We start from the raw sequence: 15256 nt of genomic DNA on the forward strand, positions 1-15256 counted from the left end.
GATGCAATAGGGTTCTTATTATGTGTTTTTAACATAGAATAGGGGTGCTATTGCCTATTTCGGATTTATAAACCTGATCAGATTGGCTGTAAAGCAAGTCCAAAGAAATGCAGGGAAGGAATTGGTAAAAAGAATGATTACTTAAGTTCATTTCAGTGGAGGATTGAAATGTAGGGTAAATGTCTGACTCCCGGTGGACTTTACGTAAGGCGCTCCCCGTCAGAGAAATCTGGCGGGGCCGTCTCATAAATGACAATAGTTTTTACTTTATTGCCACTATAGCACTTGATGGACCAGCCAAGGGCATCACTTCCGTTTCGCTAAACCCTACTTCTTTTGCCCATTGGTTAAAATCTGACGCTGTAAAATCAAAACCTTGATCTGTCTCGATTGCCATGTTTAATGACATCATTAAACCGAAAGCATTCTTACTTCTTTCATCGTCAATAATATTCTCAATAACAATAAAGGCTCCTCCCTCAGGTAAGGAATTATAGGCTTTTTTTATCAGCATTAATTTATCTATAGAACCCCAGTCGTGAAGAATGTTCCCCATTGTGATGACATCTGCATGGGGTAATTCATCTGTAAAAAAATCTCCTGATATTACCTTTATTCTGTCACTTAATCCTGCACCGTCCACATTTTCTTGTGCAATTGGTCCTACCGGTGGGAGATCAAAAGTAATGCACTTCATATGACTGTTATTGCTTGCAATCTGTATGGATAAATTAGCACCTGAGCCACCCACATCACAAAGTGTATTGTATTTAGAAAAATCAAAATCATGGGCAAGTTTTATAAAATTTCCCGCTTGAACACCTCCCATGCCATGTATAAATTCTCGAAGCCTATCTTGATTGGCATAAATCGCTTCAAATACGGGTTCACCACCATTTTTTGTTTCGTTTTGGGGTTTACCTGTTTTTAACCCCTCCTCTAAATCATTCCAAAAAGGATACAGTCTATTGTTTGACATCTCTAGTATACCCCCTATATAGCTTGGTTTATTTTTGTCTAAAAATAAATTGGAGTCTTCGGAATTACTGTAGGATCCACTATCTTTAATTCCAGAACGATTCAGAAATCCTAGTGCGACTAAAGTATCAAGAAAATCGAATAATGACCTGGGATTAAGCCCTAATTTATTTCGAATTTCTTCACCTGATAAGGCACCAAAGGAGAGATGTGTAAACAGCCCCATGTTTACAGCTGTAAGCAAAGTTTTTGATGCCCAAAAACCCATTCCAATTTGCATTATTTTAGAAGGGTCGATTTGATTTTCATTGGTTATGTCCATGATGGGTTTGGTTAAGTAAATAATTAAATAATTTAATTTTTACTTACAACAGGTTTTCTATTGTTATAAGTAGATATTGGTAGTAACTATTAAAGGTTGTTCTTATGATAATGTAGGGTAGTGGTATGCTTGTATAGTTTTCTAATATCTAATATAACGAATTAATAATCAGGGAGAAAGGCTGTTTTGTTTTTCTTTTGTCCCTAACTATCCCTAACTCGGGCAGTTATGGTTGGGATTAACCTATTTCAGCTTGTGGGAAATTGAAAGTGGAGGCCTGTCAGGTTTGATGTGAGGGTTTATTGTAATGGTGTTTCCAACATTTTTCTATTCCCACATATTAAAAAAAGGTAAATCATCCCACATAGCGCAACTGATTCCCAGCATCCATTCAATGATGCATTAAATTTGTACCCTGAGCCTGTCGAAGGGTTCATCACTACATTTAAACCACGCCGTTTCAGCTTTTAGCTAAGTAGTTTTATTGAGGCAATAGTACTAAATGCAAATGCCTTTTTATACTTCAATTTTGTAATTCAAAGAAACCTCATCTCCAGTCATACCTCTAAATCCCCAATTTGATGCAGGGCTTTCAATAATTGAAATTTCAATATCGGTGGTAGATATATTAAGTTGACTACTAATTTCTTTAAACAGCATCTTGATAAGCTTCTTTTTTGTTTCAGCAGTTCTGCCAGTAATCATCATGATTTCAATGATGATATAGGCATCCGTTCGCCCTTCTGGATAATAGAAGTCTTCTTTTTCTAAATTAATGAATCGATGGGCTCTTTTGTCTTTAGGGTAAACTAAGGCTTCAACTATACAATGGTGAATGACGTCCGATAGTTTCGGTTTTATGTCTTTCAAATTGCTCCTTAATCCGTAAATCTTTATTTGTGACATTTTCTAGATGTGTTAGTTTTCGGAAGTGCTTTCATTGTTGTGCTAAAGGTATTAGGGATTTTCGCAAATGCCTGAACAACTGAGGCTATTATTGTAATATGTTTGCCTTTCTACGGAATGCAAAAAGGCCACATGACGCCTTATTGATGTCCAATGATTTTGCTAAGGGAGAAATCTGAAGGTATTTCAGACCAAGCTGTTGTAGTCGTATAAATGCACAGTTATTGATAGCCTGTTTTTATTTTTTCAAGGCTTCAATTTGTTGTTTGGCAAATTCAACTGCTTTTGGATCATCCAATTTTAACATTTTCTCATAATATTTTATTGAGTTGTCAGTGTCGCCTTTTAGCTTATACCCATGAGCAATATTGCTCAATACAATTCCATCAGTCGGGTCAATTTTTTCTGCCTTTAAAAGGGCTACAATTCCTTTATCATATTCACCTGTAAGCAAGTAAGTAATGGAGATATTTGATAAACTTTCAATATGATCAGGGTATATTTTTAAAATTTCCTCAGCAATTGTCCTCATATTTTTTAGTAAGTCATCATTTTCAGTTTCGTAGAGATTAAGTTGGTAATTTTGAATTGAACTGAGAAAAAATTCTTTTCCATTTTCTTTTTTTTCATTGAATGTCCAAGTCCATTCATTGTTGTTTTTCTTTGAATACTGAATAGTCTTAACGATCTCCTTTGTGAAGGTGTCCCAATCTTCTGCTTGTCCTAGGGCGTAGATTTTACCAAATCGCATATCAAGTCTATTTGGATAAATTTTAATTCCTTCGTCAATTTTATTAGATGCTTTCTTTAAAATTTCAGGATTGTAAACTATCTCACTTCCTAAAAATCCTGCGACCCGTCCCGTACTGTCTTGTAGTTGAAGGCTTTCACCATCAGGTTGACTGGTGGACATTGAAACAATTTCCTGTTTTGATTTTAGAAAGTAATAATTGAAAAAACTTGTAAATAATTCTGGGTTTTCAGGGTCTTCTGATTCCCATTTTGTCAAAAGTTTGATTTGTTTAGTAGTGTCACCTTCTTGGAATAATTGGTCAAATTGTTCTTTATAGTCCTGGCTAAAGCAGAGATTACTCAGAATGGAAAATGCTATAATGCTTATTATTTCTTTCACAAATTTGTCTTTTAATGGTTTCAAACGACTCGATATGGCTTGTGGAATTAATGTTGTATTATTTTCTCCTACTAATTAAACATAAAATATGTGGATATAACGGTTTGATTTGTGCCACCCTTTTCGGTCAAACTGTGCCACTTTTGAAATATCAAATTTAACCTTCTTACATCCCTATATTAGCTGATTTTAGCCTTTATTTTATTCCCAGTTCAACAATTATTGGTAAATGATCAGAACCTATGGATTTTCCTACTTTACGGGATTTAACCGTTAACCCATCTGAAACTAAACAATGATCCAGCGTTGTTTTTGCCATACTAAACCATGTTGGCCAGGTTGATAAAATTCCAAAACCCTTTCGTGAGTCAATTAAGTCAGTTCTCTTAATGAGGTTTTTAAAATGGTTAGAAAAAGAGGAACAGTTCAAATCGCCTATTATAACAAGTTCATTTTTCATTGAATTAGCAAAATTTGATATAGCCATCAACTGTTCATTTCTACGATCAAAGGACTCCCTTCCAACTGGTGGTAATGGATGAGTTGCTAAAATTGTTATACTGTCTTTTCCATATTTCATCTGGGTTACAATGGATGGTAATCCAGAACTACCGACATTGATAACATCAGATGAAGCAAGATCGACTCGACTGTAAAGTGCTATTCCAAAATTATCAGTACGTGGATTAACAGTCTGATACTGGTAGGTCGATAAAGTTGGTTCAAGCATGGTTTGCCATAACTCAGTCAATTCTTGTAATACCAGAATATCAGGAGACTCTGTAATTATAAACTTTTCAACGGATTCAAATTCTCTGTTTGAACTTAGCAAGTTTATGCATACAATTTTGAGGGTATCTTGAATGTCAACATTCTTGGTTCCTCCAAAATACAGAGGCACTATTTCAAATCCTGTTAGAAAGGCAAAAGGCAGGAAAAACAAGGCAATTCTGTATTTCATCAAGAGCAGAATTATTATGCCAAACACCAATAGAATGAAGTACTGTAATTTAAAGTGGCTGAATAAATCAAAAAACCAATTGTCAGTTCCGAAATACCCAATAATTGTCGCAATGGAGGTAAAAATAAGGACCATTATAAGCGTGTGGTAGATTAATTTCTTCATTCAGATTGACCTATTTATAATTGGATACAGCATTTGCATATACCCGTGTTTTTATTCTTTAATGCGTATATACGAAACGTGTATCCAAAACCTTCAGTTGATTTTTTGTCAAATTAAGGATTTAGGACAAGAAATCAAGTTTGGAACCATTTTATGTTGGAAAGGGTATAAAGATGAGCCAGTGAGTTTAAAATTCACTTTCTCCATTTAATAAGGTCCTGATCTATTCAAAAAAAAAGGTTTGCCTTTTCGTAAAGGCAAACCACTTATCGGATATTCAAGAAGAAGCTTATTTTTTATTCACTGGAACGGCTGAATAAGAACCGCTTAAAAATTTCCAGTTTCCATCTTCTTTCATAAGTACAAAATGATCCCTATTGTGCGTTTTGGCTACACCATTTACAGATTCTATAGCTTCTGCCAAAACAAAAGCCAAATTACCATTGGAAATTTGAACCGTATACTTTGACACGGGCTCTTCAAATTTTTTCAGGTTAGTCTTCTTTTGCTTTCCTTCTACCCATTCTTTAAAACTGATGGTTTTTGGCGAAGACCATTGCCCATCTTTTTCGTATATAAACCCAATATTAGCATTGGACAGGAACATGGGTATTATGGCTTCATAGTTATGATTGCCGGCTTCATATAGAAAGGCATCTACTGCATGTTTTACAGCCTCCTCATCACCCGACTCATTTTGGTTTGTAGCAAGTGCTTTGTCATTTAGGGCTTGTACAAAATCGCGGTTCATTTTAGCAAGCTCGTCAGTGCTTGCCTGCTCCATTTTTGGATTACTGTTACATGCCGTAAATAAAATTATACCCATTAAAAGGGCCATTCGGGTTAGTGTTAATTTTTTCATGATGTCATTGAATTGTGCCAACTCTCAACTGGTTTTCGGCGATCCCCAATAGTAACATCACAAAGTTGGATCAAAGGATTTACCCAAAAATCTCATTTATCCTACCCATTTGTATGGCATAGCCCTCAATTGTTTCATTTTCACACCTTATTTGTCTCATTCATCCAAAAGGGACAAATAATAAGCATAGGCTTATAGACTAAAAAGTGAAAATAGAAGCTTGGATTTGGTTTCTTATACCAAGTATTCGGAGGGAGATTTTCCGAAACGATCTTTAAATTTTTCTGAAAAGTACTGTACTTTCTTTATTCCTATGGCATAGGAAACAGCTTTTACACTGCTTATGCTTTTGTTTTCGAGCATTTGCCTTGCATAGTGGTACCTGATTTCCTGAATGTATTGTAAAGGGGTTAGACCAATGAGGCTTTGAAGTCTTCGAAAAAATTGGGCTCGGCTTAGATACAATTCATCGGCAAGATAATCCACCGATAAATCGAAATTACCCATATTTGTTTTGACCTTTCCCTCTAATTTTACAAGCCATTCTTTGTCAGTGCTATTGAGGTTAGCCTTTTCTATTTCGCCCACCTCGACTGAATTCTCATTGGCCATTTGATTGCGTATTTTGGCATTTTGCAATAAGTTTTTTATGCGGGCAAACAATTCAGCTTCTTCAAAAGGTTTTGTCAAATAATCATCTACACCGATTTGTAAAGCGGTAAGCCTATCATCAGATTCAGCCCTTGCGGTGAGCATAACAATGGGGATGGACCATAAATTTTTATCGGTTTTTATGGCTTTCAACATTTTGAAATCATCCATTACGGGCATCATTACATCTGAAATAATTAAATCAGGTTTTATGCCTGTTTCGCATTTCAAGTTTTCCAGCTACCTGGTCAATGGTTTCATACAAAAATTGAAAGGCCTTTTTTTTATTGAAAAAAACTTCTTGCTAGGCACTACCAATTTGTGAATATTCCTCAGCTAATAAATCAGCCATTGTTTGAATATCACCTTTCAAATAACTGTCCCAATAGAGATTGTGAATTTTCAGTATTTGCAGCTTTAATTCGTCCAATTGCTTCATTTAATGCGTTTTGTTTCCATAATTAACTCCCTTTATGTTTGTCGCCTTAATATGCACTTGGGGTGATTTTCTTTGGTAGCGCATTACGGGTAGTGTAAAGGTTTGTGCGTGAAAACACAAGGCTCTCAATTAGGAAAATCCGCTGACTAAAATACATAAAGTTTAGGAAAGTGAGGACCCGTGCGGTAATTTTTTAGCCTGTGGTTGTGCAGCAGAAAGGTATCAATTTTTATAGGTTCCTTCTTTAATCATTTCAATTATTCCGGCTTGAGTTAAAGTGAACAGTAAGAGATAACAATAAGCAGTAGCTAAAGTCTTTAAATCAGATTAAACTATTTCTAAAATTATAAAAGGTAGAAGGCAGGTTTAATTGACATTAATCCGCTATTTTCTTTTTTAAGAATCGGATTATACCACCCAAAACTGGGATATTTTCATAGAATAACTCTCCCGCATCAAAGTAATCCCTTTGGCTAACTATCTTTTCTTCAATTGTTAGTACAGATATCCCAGATGCTTTTACGTTTTTGTTAGGCTTTTTTAAACGAAGGTTCATTTCCCAACTTATAAAAGCCTTATTGCCAATGGTAGATTCATCTATAAATTGAAATGATCCTTCAATTAAATTGTCATTTAACTTTTTAAAGTACTTACTGAGGTTTTCAATTCCATTTATTTCGTGAATGGGGTCTTTAAAAACCACGTTTTTTGAATAGATGTCGTCTAAAATAGAATCATTATCGAAATCCATTTTGGCAAAATAATTTTTAAATTTAGTAAGGACTGTATTATTCATATTGAATTTCGTTTATGAATGCCACCGTCCAGCAAGAGGATACAATAAGCTTTTAGGTGCCTTTGTTGGTGTTTTTAATTCTGGGTATATATTAGTTGCTTTAAGATAGTGATTTTGCTTATAGATTTTATTGGCAGCTGGCCTTTATATTTTTAATTCCGTTACTCTATAGGAAAAGTATTTTGCTATCATTTTCATTGCGACACTTGACGGGGTTATTTTGAAAAGAAAGTTCCTTAAAGCTATTAAGACGGGGTTTGAAATTTGCCCTATTTTTCCAAGTGTCAAACTTTCATTTACGATTTCTTTGGATCGTGGAAATTGATGTTTTTCGTAAAGGGCATATGCTTTAGGGGAAAGTCCATATTTGTTTACGCATTGGGCCAAAAGATATGCTCCTTCAATTGCCATACATCCTCCTTGCCCTAAGTTTGGAGTGGTTGGATGGGCTGCATCTCCGATTAAAGTTATATTGCCCTTGGTCCAGCCTTTATGCGGCACTCGATCAGACAAACTGTTTTTTAGAATTTTTTCAGTGTTTTCAATTAGCTCTGGAATGGGCTGATGCCAATCTCCAAAAAGACGTTTCAGCTTGTTTTTTGTTCCTTCTGGAACATCATCTTGCAAAAATGCTTCATTGCAAGTTGCCCACCAACCATATACCCCATCTTTAATAGGTACTATTCCCACTCGCTGACCTTCTCCATAGGTTTCACTTGCATAACCAATGTCAAAATTGGTTTCAACCACACCACGCCAAACGTTGTAACCTCTATATATGGGATCTCCGTCGTTGATGATGTGTTTTCGAACTACAGAATGTATGCCATCTGCTCCGATTACTGCATCAAAATTTGAGCACTCACCATTTTCAAAAGTCACTTCCGCCTGACCATTATCTAAATTCGCTAATTGCTTTACACTTTTAGCCTTATGCAGTTGAGCATTAATACCGGTTAGCAAAATTCTGTGTAAGTCGGCTCGGTGAATACAAACGACAGGATAATCACTCTTGGGTGAAGACTTACTAAGGATATTTCCTTTTTTCGTTTTGAGGTAGACATTTTCAAATTTTCCGCTTGTTTTCAGTATTGGATCAAGTAGTCCAATTTCATCCATCACAGATAGAGCGTTTGGAAAGACACTGATAGCAGCGCCTACTTCTCCGAATTCTTGTTTTTGTTCAAAAATGTGGACTTCATACTGATTGGTGGAAAGGCAACGTGCAAAGGTAAGTCCCGCTATACCTCCTCCGATTACTGCGACTTTTTGTTTCATTTAGTTTTTTGTTATTTCATTCATTCTTCTCCTTGCCTCCGGCTCACCTTTTTTAACGGCTTTTCTCAAGTATTCCATCCCTTTTTCTGTTTTACTCTGTTTGATAAGGAAATTAGCGTAATGTAATTCTAGGAGGTCCACTGGTTCGGTTTCGGATTCAAAAGCTAATTTAAAATTGGTTTCAGCTTTTGCTATTTCATTTTTAGCAGAGTAATATAAAGCTAGGTTTCTATAGGAGTAAGCAATGTCATGGTTGCCTGTTTCCAAAGCCTGAACAAGTTGTTTTTTACCTTCTTCGATTTTACCTGTTTGGATCAAGGCATAGCCTAAATTGTCATAAGTAAAGCCATTACTACTGTCTATGTTAAGTGCCTTTTGAAAATTAGAAATACTCTTTTCATAATCTTGACATCTGAGCTGGTGGTAACCAATATTGTTAAAAACTTCCGCTTTTAACATTTCATCTTCAGTTAAAAATAAGATTTTTTGTAGCGTAGTAGTTGCAGATTCAAAATCTCCGTTTTGGTATTCTTTGGTTGCTTGATTGAACAAGTCATTTGCATCTAACTCAGCTTTACTGAAAACTTTAGAGGGAGAATTATTTAGAAAAGTAATAGCACGTTCAAATTGTACTCGATGTTCTTGAGGTAATTCATTTTTCCAGTCCGGATTATCCTGTTCTATTAGCTTTGAATAGGTTGCTAAGCCAAATGCCATGACTTCGGTTGGCATTTCAGAGACATAGTCCCATTTGGTTTCCCAAAACCCGTCATCAATTCTTCCTCTATCGGTTAAGTTTTGACAGAGTGGAATCCCAAAGCCGAAATAGATTCCTGCTATAAAAATGAACAGGGAAGTGTCATCTCCTGTGTCAAATTGTAGTTTGTTTTCAGTTAACCGAATTTTAATGAATTCATTAATCAGGCTAAAAATGAGCCGATTTGGTCGATCGGCAATTGTTTTAGCAATGTGGATAGTATAATTGTCATCTGTAAATTCTGTTTCTGTTTCAAATGGCTTTCCCTGTATTTCAAATGGCATTCCATAAACATCTCGTAAATCTTCGTGGATTTCAAATTTGATTTTGCTAGAATGCAGACCTAGCAAGTTGCTCAAGTCTTTTATAACGTTTTGGATTAATAACCCCCTATTAGAAAAGGCATTTGGAAAGAATTTCTCCGTAATAATAATTTGCTCACTTTGTCTATTAGGATACCCAAAAAACTTAATCAACCATTTAAAATTATCCTCAACCCATTCTCTATCAGGGTTGGTTATCCGAAACGTATTTTCTTTTTTATTGAACCCGAATAATTTCATTTTTCTAATTAGCCAAAATGTTTTGTATGTATATGCCTATGGAATTGCATATGGCTTACTTTGCAGAGGCTTAGCGCTTATTTCTACATGTCAAAATAAGGATTTTAGACAAGAGATCTAGTGCAGGAACTACATTTTTAAAGGTTAGGGTTAAAAAACTGTATCCTGATCCCCATCACCCTTATAATAATTCATTAAAGTGGACCCTGAGCATGGCCCCTGAGGCTGTCGAGGGGTGTCGGTCATGAGAATATTTACCCTTTTGCAAATTTAATTAATGGTTCAACGTGTCCATTGTCAGCTTCTTGTAAAGCTTTAATATAGTCTTTTCTTACCTCGTTGGCCTGAACCATATTTGATTGATGCCAAGTAAATATTTCTTTTCCAAATATCGATTCCATAATTATGTCAGCCATCATTCTGGAATGGCGTCCATTGCCATTTGGAAAACAATGGATGGATACTATTCTGTGTTTAAACCTAATAGCTATTTCTTCAGGTGAAAAGGTGTTGTTTTCAATCCAATATTTTGAGTCGTCAAGTAAAACCTTTAATTCGATTCCAATTTGTGTCCAGTGAATTCCAATGTTTTTTTCGGTCCTTCTAAATTCACCTGCCCATTTCCATAGGTCTCCATACATTCTTTTGTGTAGGCCTTTTATAAATTTTTCAGTCAAAATATTTTCAGGTTTCCACTTTGCACGAATCGTCCATTCAACTGCTTTTTCAATGTTCAATTGCTCAAATTCATCCAGTTCTCCTTGCGTAGTAATTGACTTTATTTTAAGACCTTCCTTTTCTTCTTCGGCCAAAGGTGTTTGTCCATCTTTATAATCCAATACTAATCCCATAACGACTTTCTCATCTCTCGTTTTATTTCATTAGCGAGTTCCTTTATAGTACTGCCCATCTTTTCATCTCCAATTCCCTGGCCCTCTAATTTCATATTGTTATTGGTCCTCAATACTATTTTTTTTGCCAGTTCTTCGGCTTTTTTTTCTATCAAATCATCAATAGTCCCATTTTTGGGCAACAATGCATAAACAAGTTTTAAGTCCATAGCCTTGGCTGTATTTTTTAAGGCATTGAGTGTAATTGTTCCATTAGCTTCACTTTCTTCAATTCTTTTCACACCTTGTCTTGTTATGTTTAACTTGACTCCTAGTTGGGCCATTGTCATGTTGAGTGTAGTCCGGATTGTATTTATCCATCCACGTTCTGGTACCAAAACTTTTCTGGCGGCAAAGAATGGTTGAAGCTTTTGGTCCAACTGCTCAATTAAAAGTTTTTGCTTGTTTCTCATTTTTGTAAATTTATAAGCTTACATAATAAATTAGATGTAAACCTTTGCGTTTACAAATATATGTAAAAGTCAACAGATAAGTTTACAAAATTGTAAAAAAGTAAACAGGTAGGTTACCTATGGGTGTTCTTTAAAATTAAAGCCAACAATAGCACATACTAATGTTAAATCTCTTGTTTGCGTATATGCGGTCTAATTTATGGGAATTACGGTTAATTATCTTCGCTTAAAATAAGAACAAGTATTCTAGTGGAGGAACCACATTTTAAAGATTAGGATCAAAAAAAGACTTTAACCTTAAACCCAGCAGCCTTTCAATTAATCATTGAATTGGACCCTGAGCACGGTTCCTGAGCCTGCCGAAGGGTGTCGAAGGGCCCGCCGTCAAAATGCTTGGTTATTGGCAACTTGCTTTTAATTGTTTCAATTTTATTTCGAAACCAGGCATTTAAATAATCTTCCACATTGCTTTCTGATACCTGAATACCAAAAAATTGCACATAAGTTTTGTCCCCTATTTTAAACCCGGATTATGTAATAGGATTCGTAATGAGTGTTGCAATCGCAAGAAAATCAGACTGTTTGGAGATTTTAGCATAGCACCGCTATGGTGAACCTGTCTACCGTCAGGTAGAATTGAAAACAGCAACGAAGTGGCTGATTTTAAAGCGATTTCAGCACGTAATAGAATGTCTATTGCATATTTCGGGTTAAAGGGCTGAGTCGTTTTTCTCAAGATTGTACCAAGGATTTGTATTTTTGAAAACGCTTGTCAACATCATGCTGTAGCTTATGTTTTAATATATTATTTGTTGGTTTGAATAAACTATCAAATCGTTTTTCCATTTTTAAATAGTTTTCAACTTTCATGATTGGTTCATTTAAATCCAATTGGAAAGCTTTCAATTTTCTTGGGTCATTTCTGTACAATAACCATTGACCAGATGCAACAGCTGCTTTATGGTACTGACTAGGTTTTTTCATATCAATGCCATGAGAATTACTATGACAATAGGCTATGATTACTGATGGACCATCAAAACTTTCGGCTTCTTTAAAAGCCTTTAATGTTTGCTCTTGGTTGGCATACATTGCAACGGAGGCCACATAAACATCCTCATAAGTCATTGCCATGCGTCCTAAATCCTTTTTTTGCTTTGTTTTGCCTAAATGGGCAAATTTTGCTGCTGCCCCAAATGGGGTGGCTTTAGACATTTGTCCACCTGTATTGGAATACACTTCGTTATCTAAAATTAGAATGTTTACATTTTTACCAGATGCAATCACATGGTCCAAACCTCCAAAACCAATATCGTATGCCCATCCATCTCCACCAACACACCAAACACTTTTCTTAACTAATGCATCTGCACACCGGGTAAGCCTATCTGCATCACTAGTATTTATTTTATTTAAGACTTCTTTTAGATGAGTCACTCTATTCTGTTGTTGGATAATTTCAATTTCTGAATTTTGTTTTGCTGTGATAATGTCATGCACCAAATCAAAATCAAGGACATGCATTAATTTTTTAAGCAAAATTGCTGCTTCGGATTTTTGTTGGTCTAGAGATAATCTATACCCTAAACCAAATTCTGCATTGTCCTCAAACAATGAATTTGACCATGCTGGTCCTTTTCCTTCTTTGTTTTTTGCCCAAGGTGTTGTTGGTAATGCTCCACCAAAAATAGAACTTGAACCTGTTGCATTGGCAACTAGCAATCTGTCTCCAAATAATTGAGATAATAATTTAAAATAGGCTGCTTCAGCACAACCTTCATCAGCAGTTGAATATTTAAATAATGGTTCTTGTAGTTGTTGTTGGCTAACTTTAGAAGCATCAATTTTTGTCCGATCTAATTCTGGAAGGCTTTCAAAAAAATTCCATTTTTCATTGTTTGAATTTGCCTTATCTGCCATAGTTAATGCATTTTCTGAACAGGAATCAACACAATTATTACATGCATTGCATTGGTCAAAATTAACTTGAATAGTAAAGCGCAATGGATCAAAATTGTTAGAGTCAACAGATTTAAAGCTTTGCGGTTCTTTTTCTAAAAATTTATCTTCAAATACTTTCATTCTTATGGCACTTTGTGGGCAGGCCATACTACATGCACCACATTGTGTACAACTATCTGGATCCCATTCAGGAATCATTCTCCTGTTTTTATTTGGATTATAAATTGAAGTATTCGTTTCATATGTACCATCTACAGGCAATTCACTTACAGAAATTTTATTTCCATTATTTACTAATAATTTACCTAAAAGTGTTGATGCAAAATCTTCATCTGCTACCAATGGAATCTTTTCAAAATTGGTCTGTATTGATGTATCAATTTTAATGAGTAGTTCTTTTACTTCGGTTAAAGTAGAATTCTCCATTAAATCATTGTTCAATGAAAGAAAACAAGCTTGAAGAGGAGAAATAGGGTAATTCTCTATGCCATAACTTCCTTTTAAATTATCATTGTTCACAATAAAAAGCGAAATTCCTTTTTCAATAATTTGTTCCTGAGCTTTTGCTGAAAGGGAATGCCAAAAGGTATTAGACTCAAGTGAGGTAGCAACCAAAAGTGTTCCGTTTGGTTTTATTTTATTTAGCACATTGTCTTTTATAATGAAGTGCACATTCTCGCAAACAATAAAATCTGCATTATCAATTAAATAAGGTGCTTTTATGGGTTTTGAATCGAATCTTAAATGAGTCACAATTCTGGATTCCGATTTTTTATAATCACATTCGGAATAGGATTGTACATATTGATTAGTTGTGTTACCAATCAATTTTGATACACAACTAAACTTGCTTTTATTATTTGAAGATTGATTTTTATAGAATAATGCCTTATATGGTTCTGTATCGACTTTAAATTCTTCAAAGTAAGATAAACTTAGGTTAGTTACATCGTCGAAAATACCTATAGTGAAATTGTTTATTGGTTGAATGGATTTTAAATTATCAAACACGGATTTCACCATAGCTGGTGTAAACTCTTTTGATGACAAACCGTAACGACCTCCAATGATTTTTGGTAACCTTGATATTTCCTTATTTTGAAAGGCTTCATGAAAGGATTGCATTACGTCCAAATACAAAGGTTCTCCTGTTGCGCCAGGTTCTTTTGTCCGGTCTAATACTGCAATTGATATTGCGGTATCTGGTAAGGCTTTAATAAGGTGTTTTTTACTAAAAGGCCTAAACAATCGCACTTTTATCAATCCGTACTTTTCACCCCTGGCATTTAAATGGTTAATAGTTGCTTCCACAGTTTCAGTAGAGGAAGCCATTGAAATAATAATATGTTCAGCATTTTTTGCTCCAACATAATCGAATAGGCGGTACGGTCTTCCAGTTAATTCTGCGAAAACATCCATTTTGTTTTGGACAATATCAGGACACGAATTATAGAAGGTATTCACTGCTTCTCTACTTTGAAAAAACACCTCTGCGCCTTGTGCTGTTCCTCTAATTGTAGGATTGTTTGGATTTAATGCTCTTTTTCTATGATTGTGAATACACTCCAAATCCATCATTTTTTTGATGGTTAAATCTGAAATTTCTTCAATTTTAGAAGTTTCATGTGATGTTCTAAACCCATCAAAAAAGTGTACAAATGGAATTCTGGATTGTAAGGTTGCCGCTTGAGATATTAATGCGAAATCCTGTGCTTCTTGTACTGAAGCTGCGCCCAACATTGCATAACCAGAACTTCTAACAGCCATAATATCACTATGGTCACCAAAAACCGATAAGGCGTGAGTTGCTATACTTCTCGTTGCAACATGAATGACATTTGGCGTTAATTCCCCTGCAATCTTATACATATTTGGGAGCATTAATAACAAGCCTTGTGATGCTGTAAAGGTAGTTGATAAAGAGCCAGTTTGTAAAGCACCATGCATGGCGCCAGCCACTCCTGCTTCGCTTTGCATTTCGAAAACCGTAGGGACAGTTTCAAATATATTTTCTTGTTTGGCTGCACTCCATTGTTCTACTAATTCGGACATTTTAGACGAAGGCGTAATGGGATAGATAGCGCAAACCTCGTTGGTTTTATAGGCTATTCTTGCTACTGCTGTATTACCACAAACGGTTATGTGTTTTTTAGTTTTCATTGTAGTGAAGTGAAAGTCCTG

13 protein-coding genes are annotated in these 15256 nt (G+C 35.3%); all 13 read right to left on the reverse strand.

The annotated features are described in order from the left end of the window. Positions 1-262: 262 nt before the first annotated feature. The 13 genes from AC0L7T_RS01560 to AC0L7T_RS01620 all read right to left on the reverse strand — a co-directional run bounded on the left by AC0L7T_RS01560 (position 263) and on the right by AC0L7T_RS01620 (position 15235). On the reverse strand, positions 263-1300 hold the full coding sequence (locus AC0L7T_RS01560; RefSeq protein WP_473340630.1) for a methyltransferase: 1038 nt from the start codon (positions 1298-1300) through the stop codon (positions 263-265). Positions 1301-1816: 516 nt separating this feature from the next. Next, positions 1817-2206: a tautomerase family protein gene (locus tag AC0L7T_RS01565; protein ID WP_473340632.1), complete on the reverse strand. Its 390-nt coding sequence runs from the start codon at positions 2204-2206 to the stop codon at positions 1817-1819. A 238-nt stretch (positions 2207-2444) separates the two neighbouring features. Continuing rightward, positions 2445-3338 (reverse strand): tetratricopeptide repeat protein, encoded by an 894-nt coding sequence (locus AC0L7T_RS01570; RefSeq protein WP_473340634.1) that lies wholly within the window; start codon positions 3336-3338, stop codon positions 2445-2447. A gap of 196 nt (positions 3339-3534) precedes the next feature. Continuing rightward, positions 3535-4299 (reverse strand): endonuclease/exonuclease/phosphatase family protein, encoded by a 765-nt coding sequence (locus AC0L7T_RS01575; protein ID WP_473340637.1) that lies wholly within the window; start codon positions 4297-4299, stop codon positions 3535-3537. A 454-nt stretch (positions 4300-4753) separates the two neighbouring features. After that, positions 4754-5326 (reverse strand): nuclear transport factor 2 family protein, encoded by a 573-nt coding sequence (locus AC0L7T_RS01580; RefSeq protein WP_473340639.1) that lies wholly within the window; start codon positions 5324-5326, stop codon positions 4754-4756. Positions 5327-5560: 234 nt separating this feature from the next. After that, the gene (locus AC0L7T_RS01585) at positions 5561-6208 is read right to left on the reverse strand and encodes a response regulator transcription factor (protein ID WP_473340642.1); all 648 of its coding nucleotides are present in this window, start codon (positions 6206-6208) and stop codon (positions 5561-5563) included. Positions 6209-6281: 73 nt separating this feature from the next. Continuing rightward, positions 6282-6416 (reverse strand): hypothetical protein, encoded by a 135-nt coding sequence (locus AC0L7T_RS01590; protein ID WP_473340645.1) that lies wholly within the window; start codon positions 6414-6416, stop codon positions 6282-6284. Between the two features lie 376 nt (positions 6417-6792). Next, positions 6793-7212, reverse strand: a complete 420-nt coding sequence (locus tag AC0L7T_RS01595) for a nuclear transport factor 2 family protein (RefSeq protein WP_473340647.1) — start codon at positions 7210-7212, stop codon at positions 6793-6795. 144 nt (positions 7213-7356) lie between these two features. Then, positions 7357-8490, reverse strand: a complete 1134-nt coding sequence (locus tag AC0L7T_RS01600; protein WP_473340649.1) for an FAD-dependent monooxygenase — start codon at positions 8488-8490, stop codon at positions 7357-7359. After that, a complete protein-coding gene (locus AC0L7T_RS01605; protein WP_473340651.1) occupies positions 8491-9810 on the reverse strand; it encodes a tetratricopeptide repeat protein in 1320 nt (439 codons plus the stop codon). Positions 9811-10064: 254 nt separating this feature from the next. Further along, the gene (locus AC0L7T_RS01610; protein ID WP_473340653.1) at positions 10065-10661 is read right to left on the reverse strand and encodes a mobile mystery protein B; all 597 of its coding nucleotides are present in this window, start codon (positions 10659-10661) and stop codon (positions 10065-10067) included. After that, a complete protein-coding gene (locus tag AC0L7T_RS01615; protein WP_473340655.1) occupies positions 10652-11113 on the reverse strand; it encodes a mobile mystery protein A in 462 nt (153 codons plus the stop codon). The genes AC0L7T_RS01610 and AC0L7T_RS01615 overlap by 10 nt, the downstream gene beginning before the upstream one ends. A gap of 732 nt (positions 11114-11845) precedes the next feature. Continuing rightward, the gene (locus AC0L7T_RS01620) at positions 11846-15235 is read right to left on the reverse strand and encodes a thiamine pyrophosphate-dependent enzyme (RefSeq protein WP_473340658.1); all 3390 of its coding nucleotides are present in this window, start codon (positions 15233-15235) and stop codon (positions 11846-11848) included. Positions 15236-15256 lie beyond the last annotated feature (21 nt).

This window comes from Cyclobacterium sp. 10D3-21, assembly GCF_055809755.1.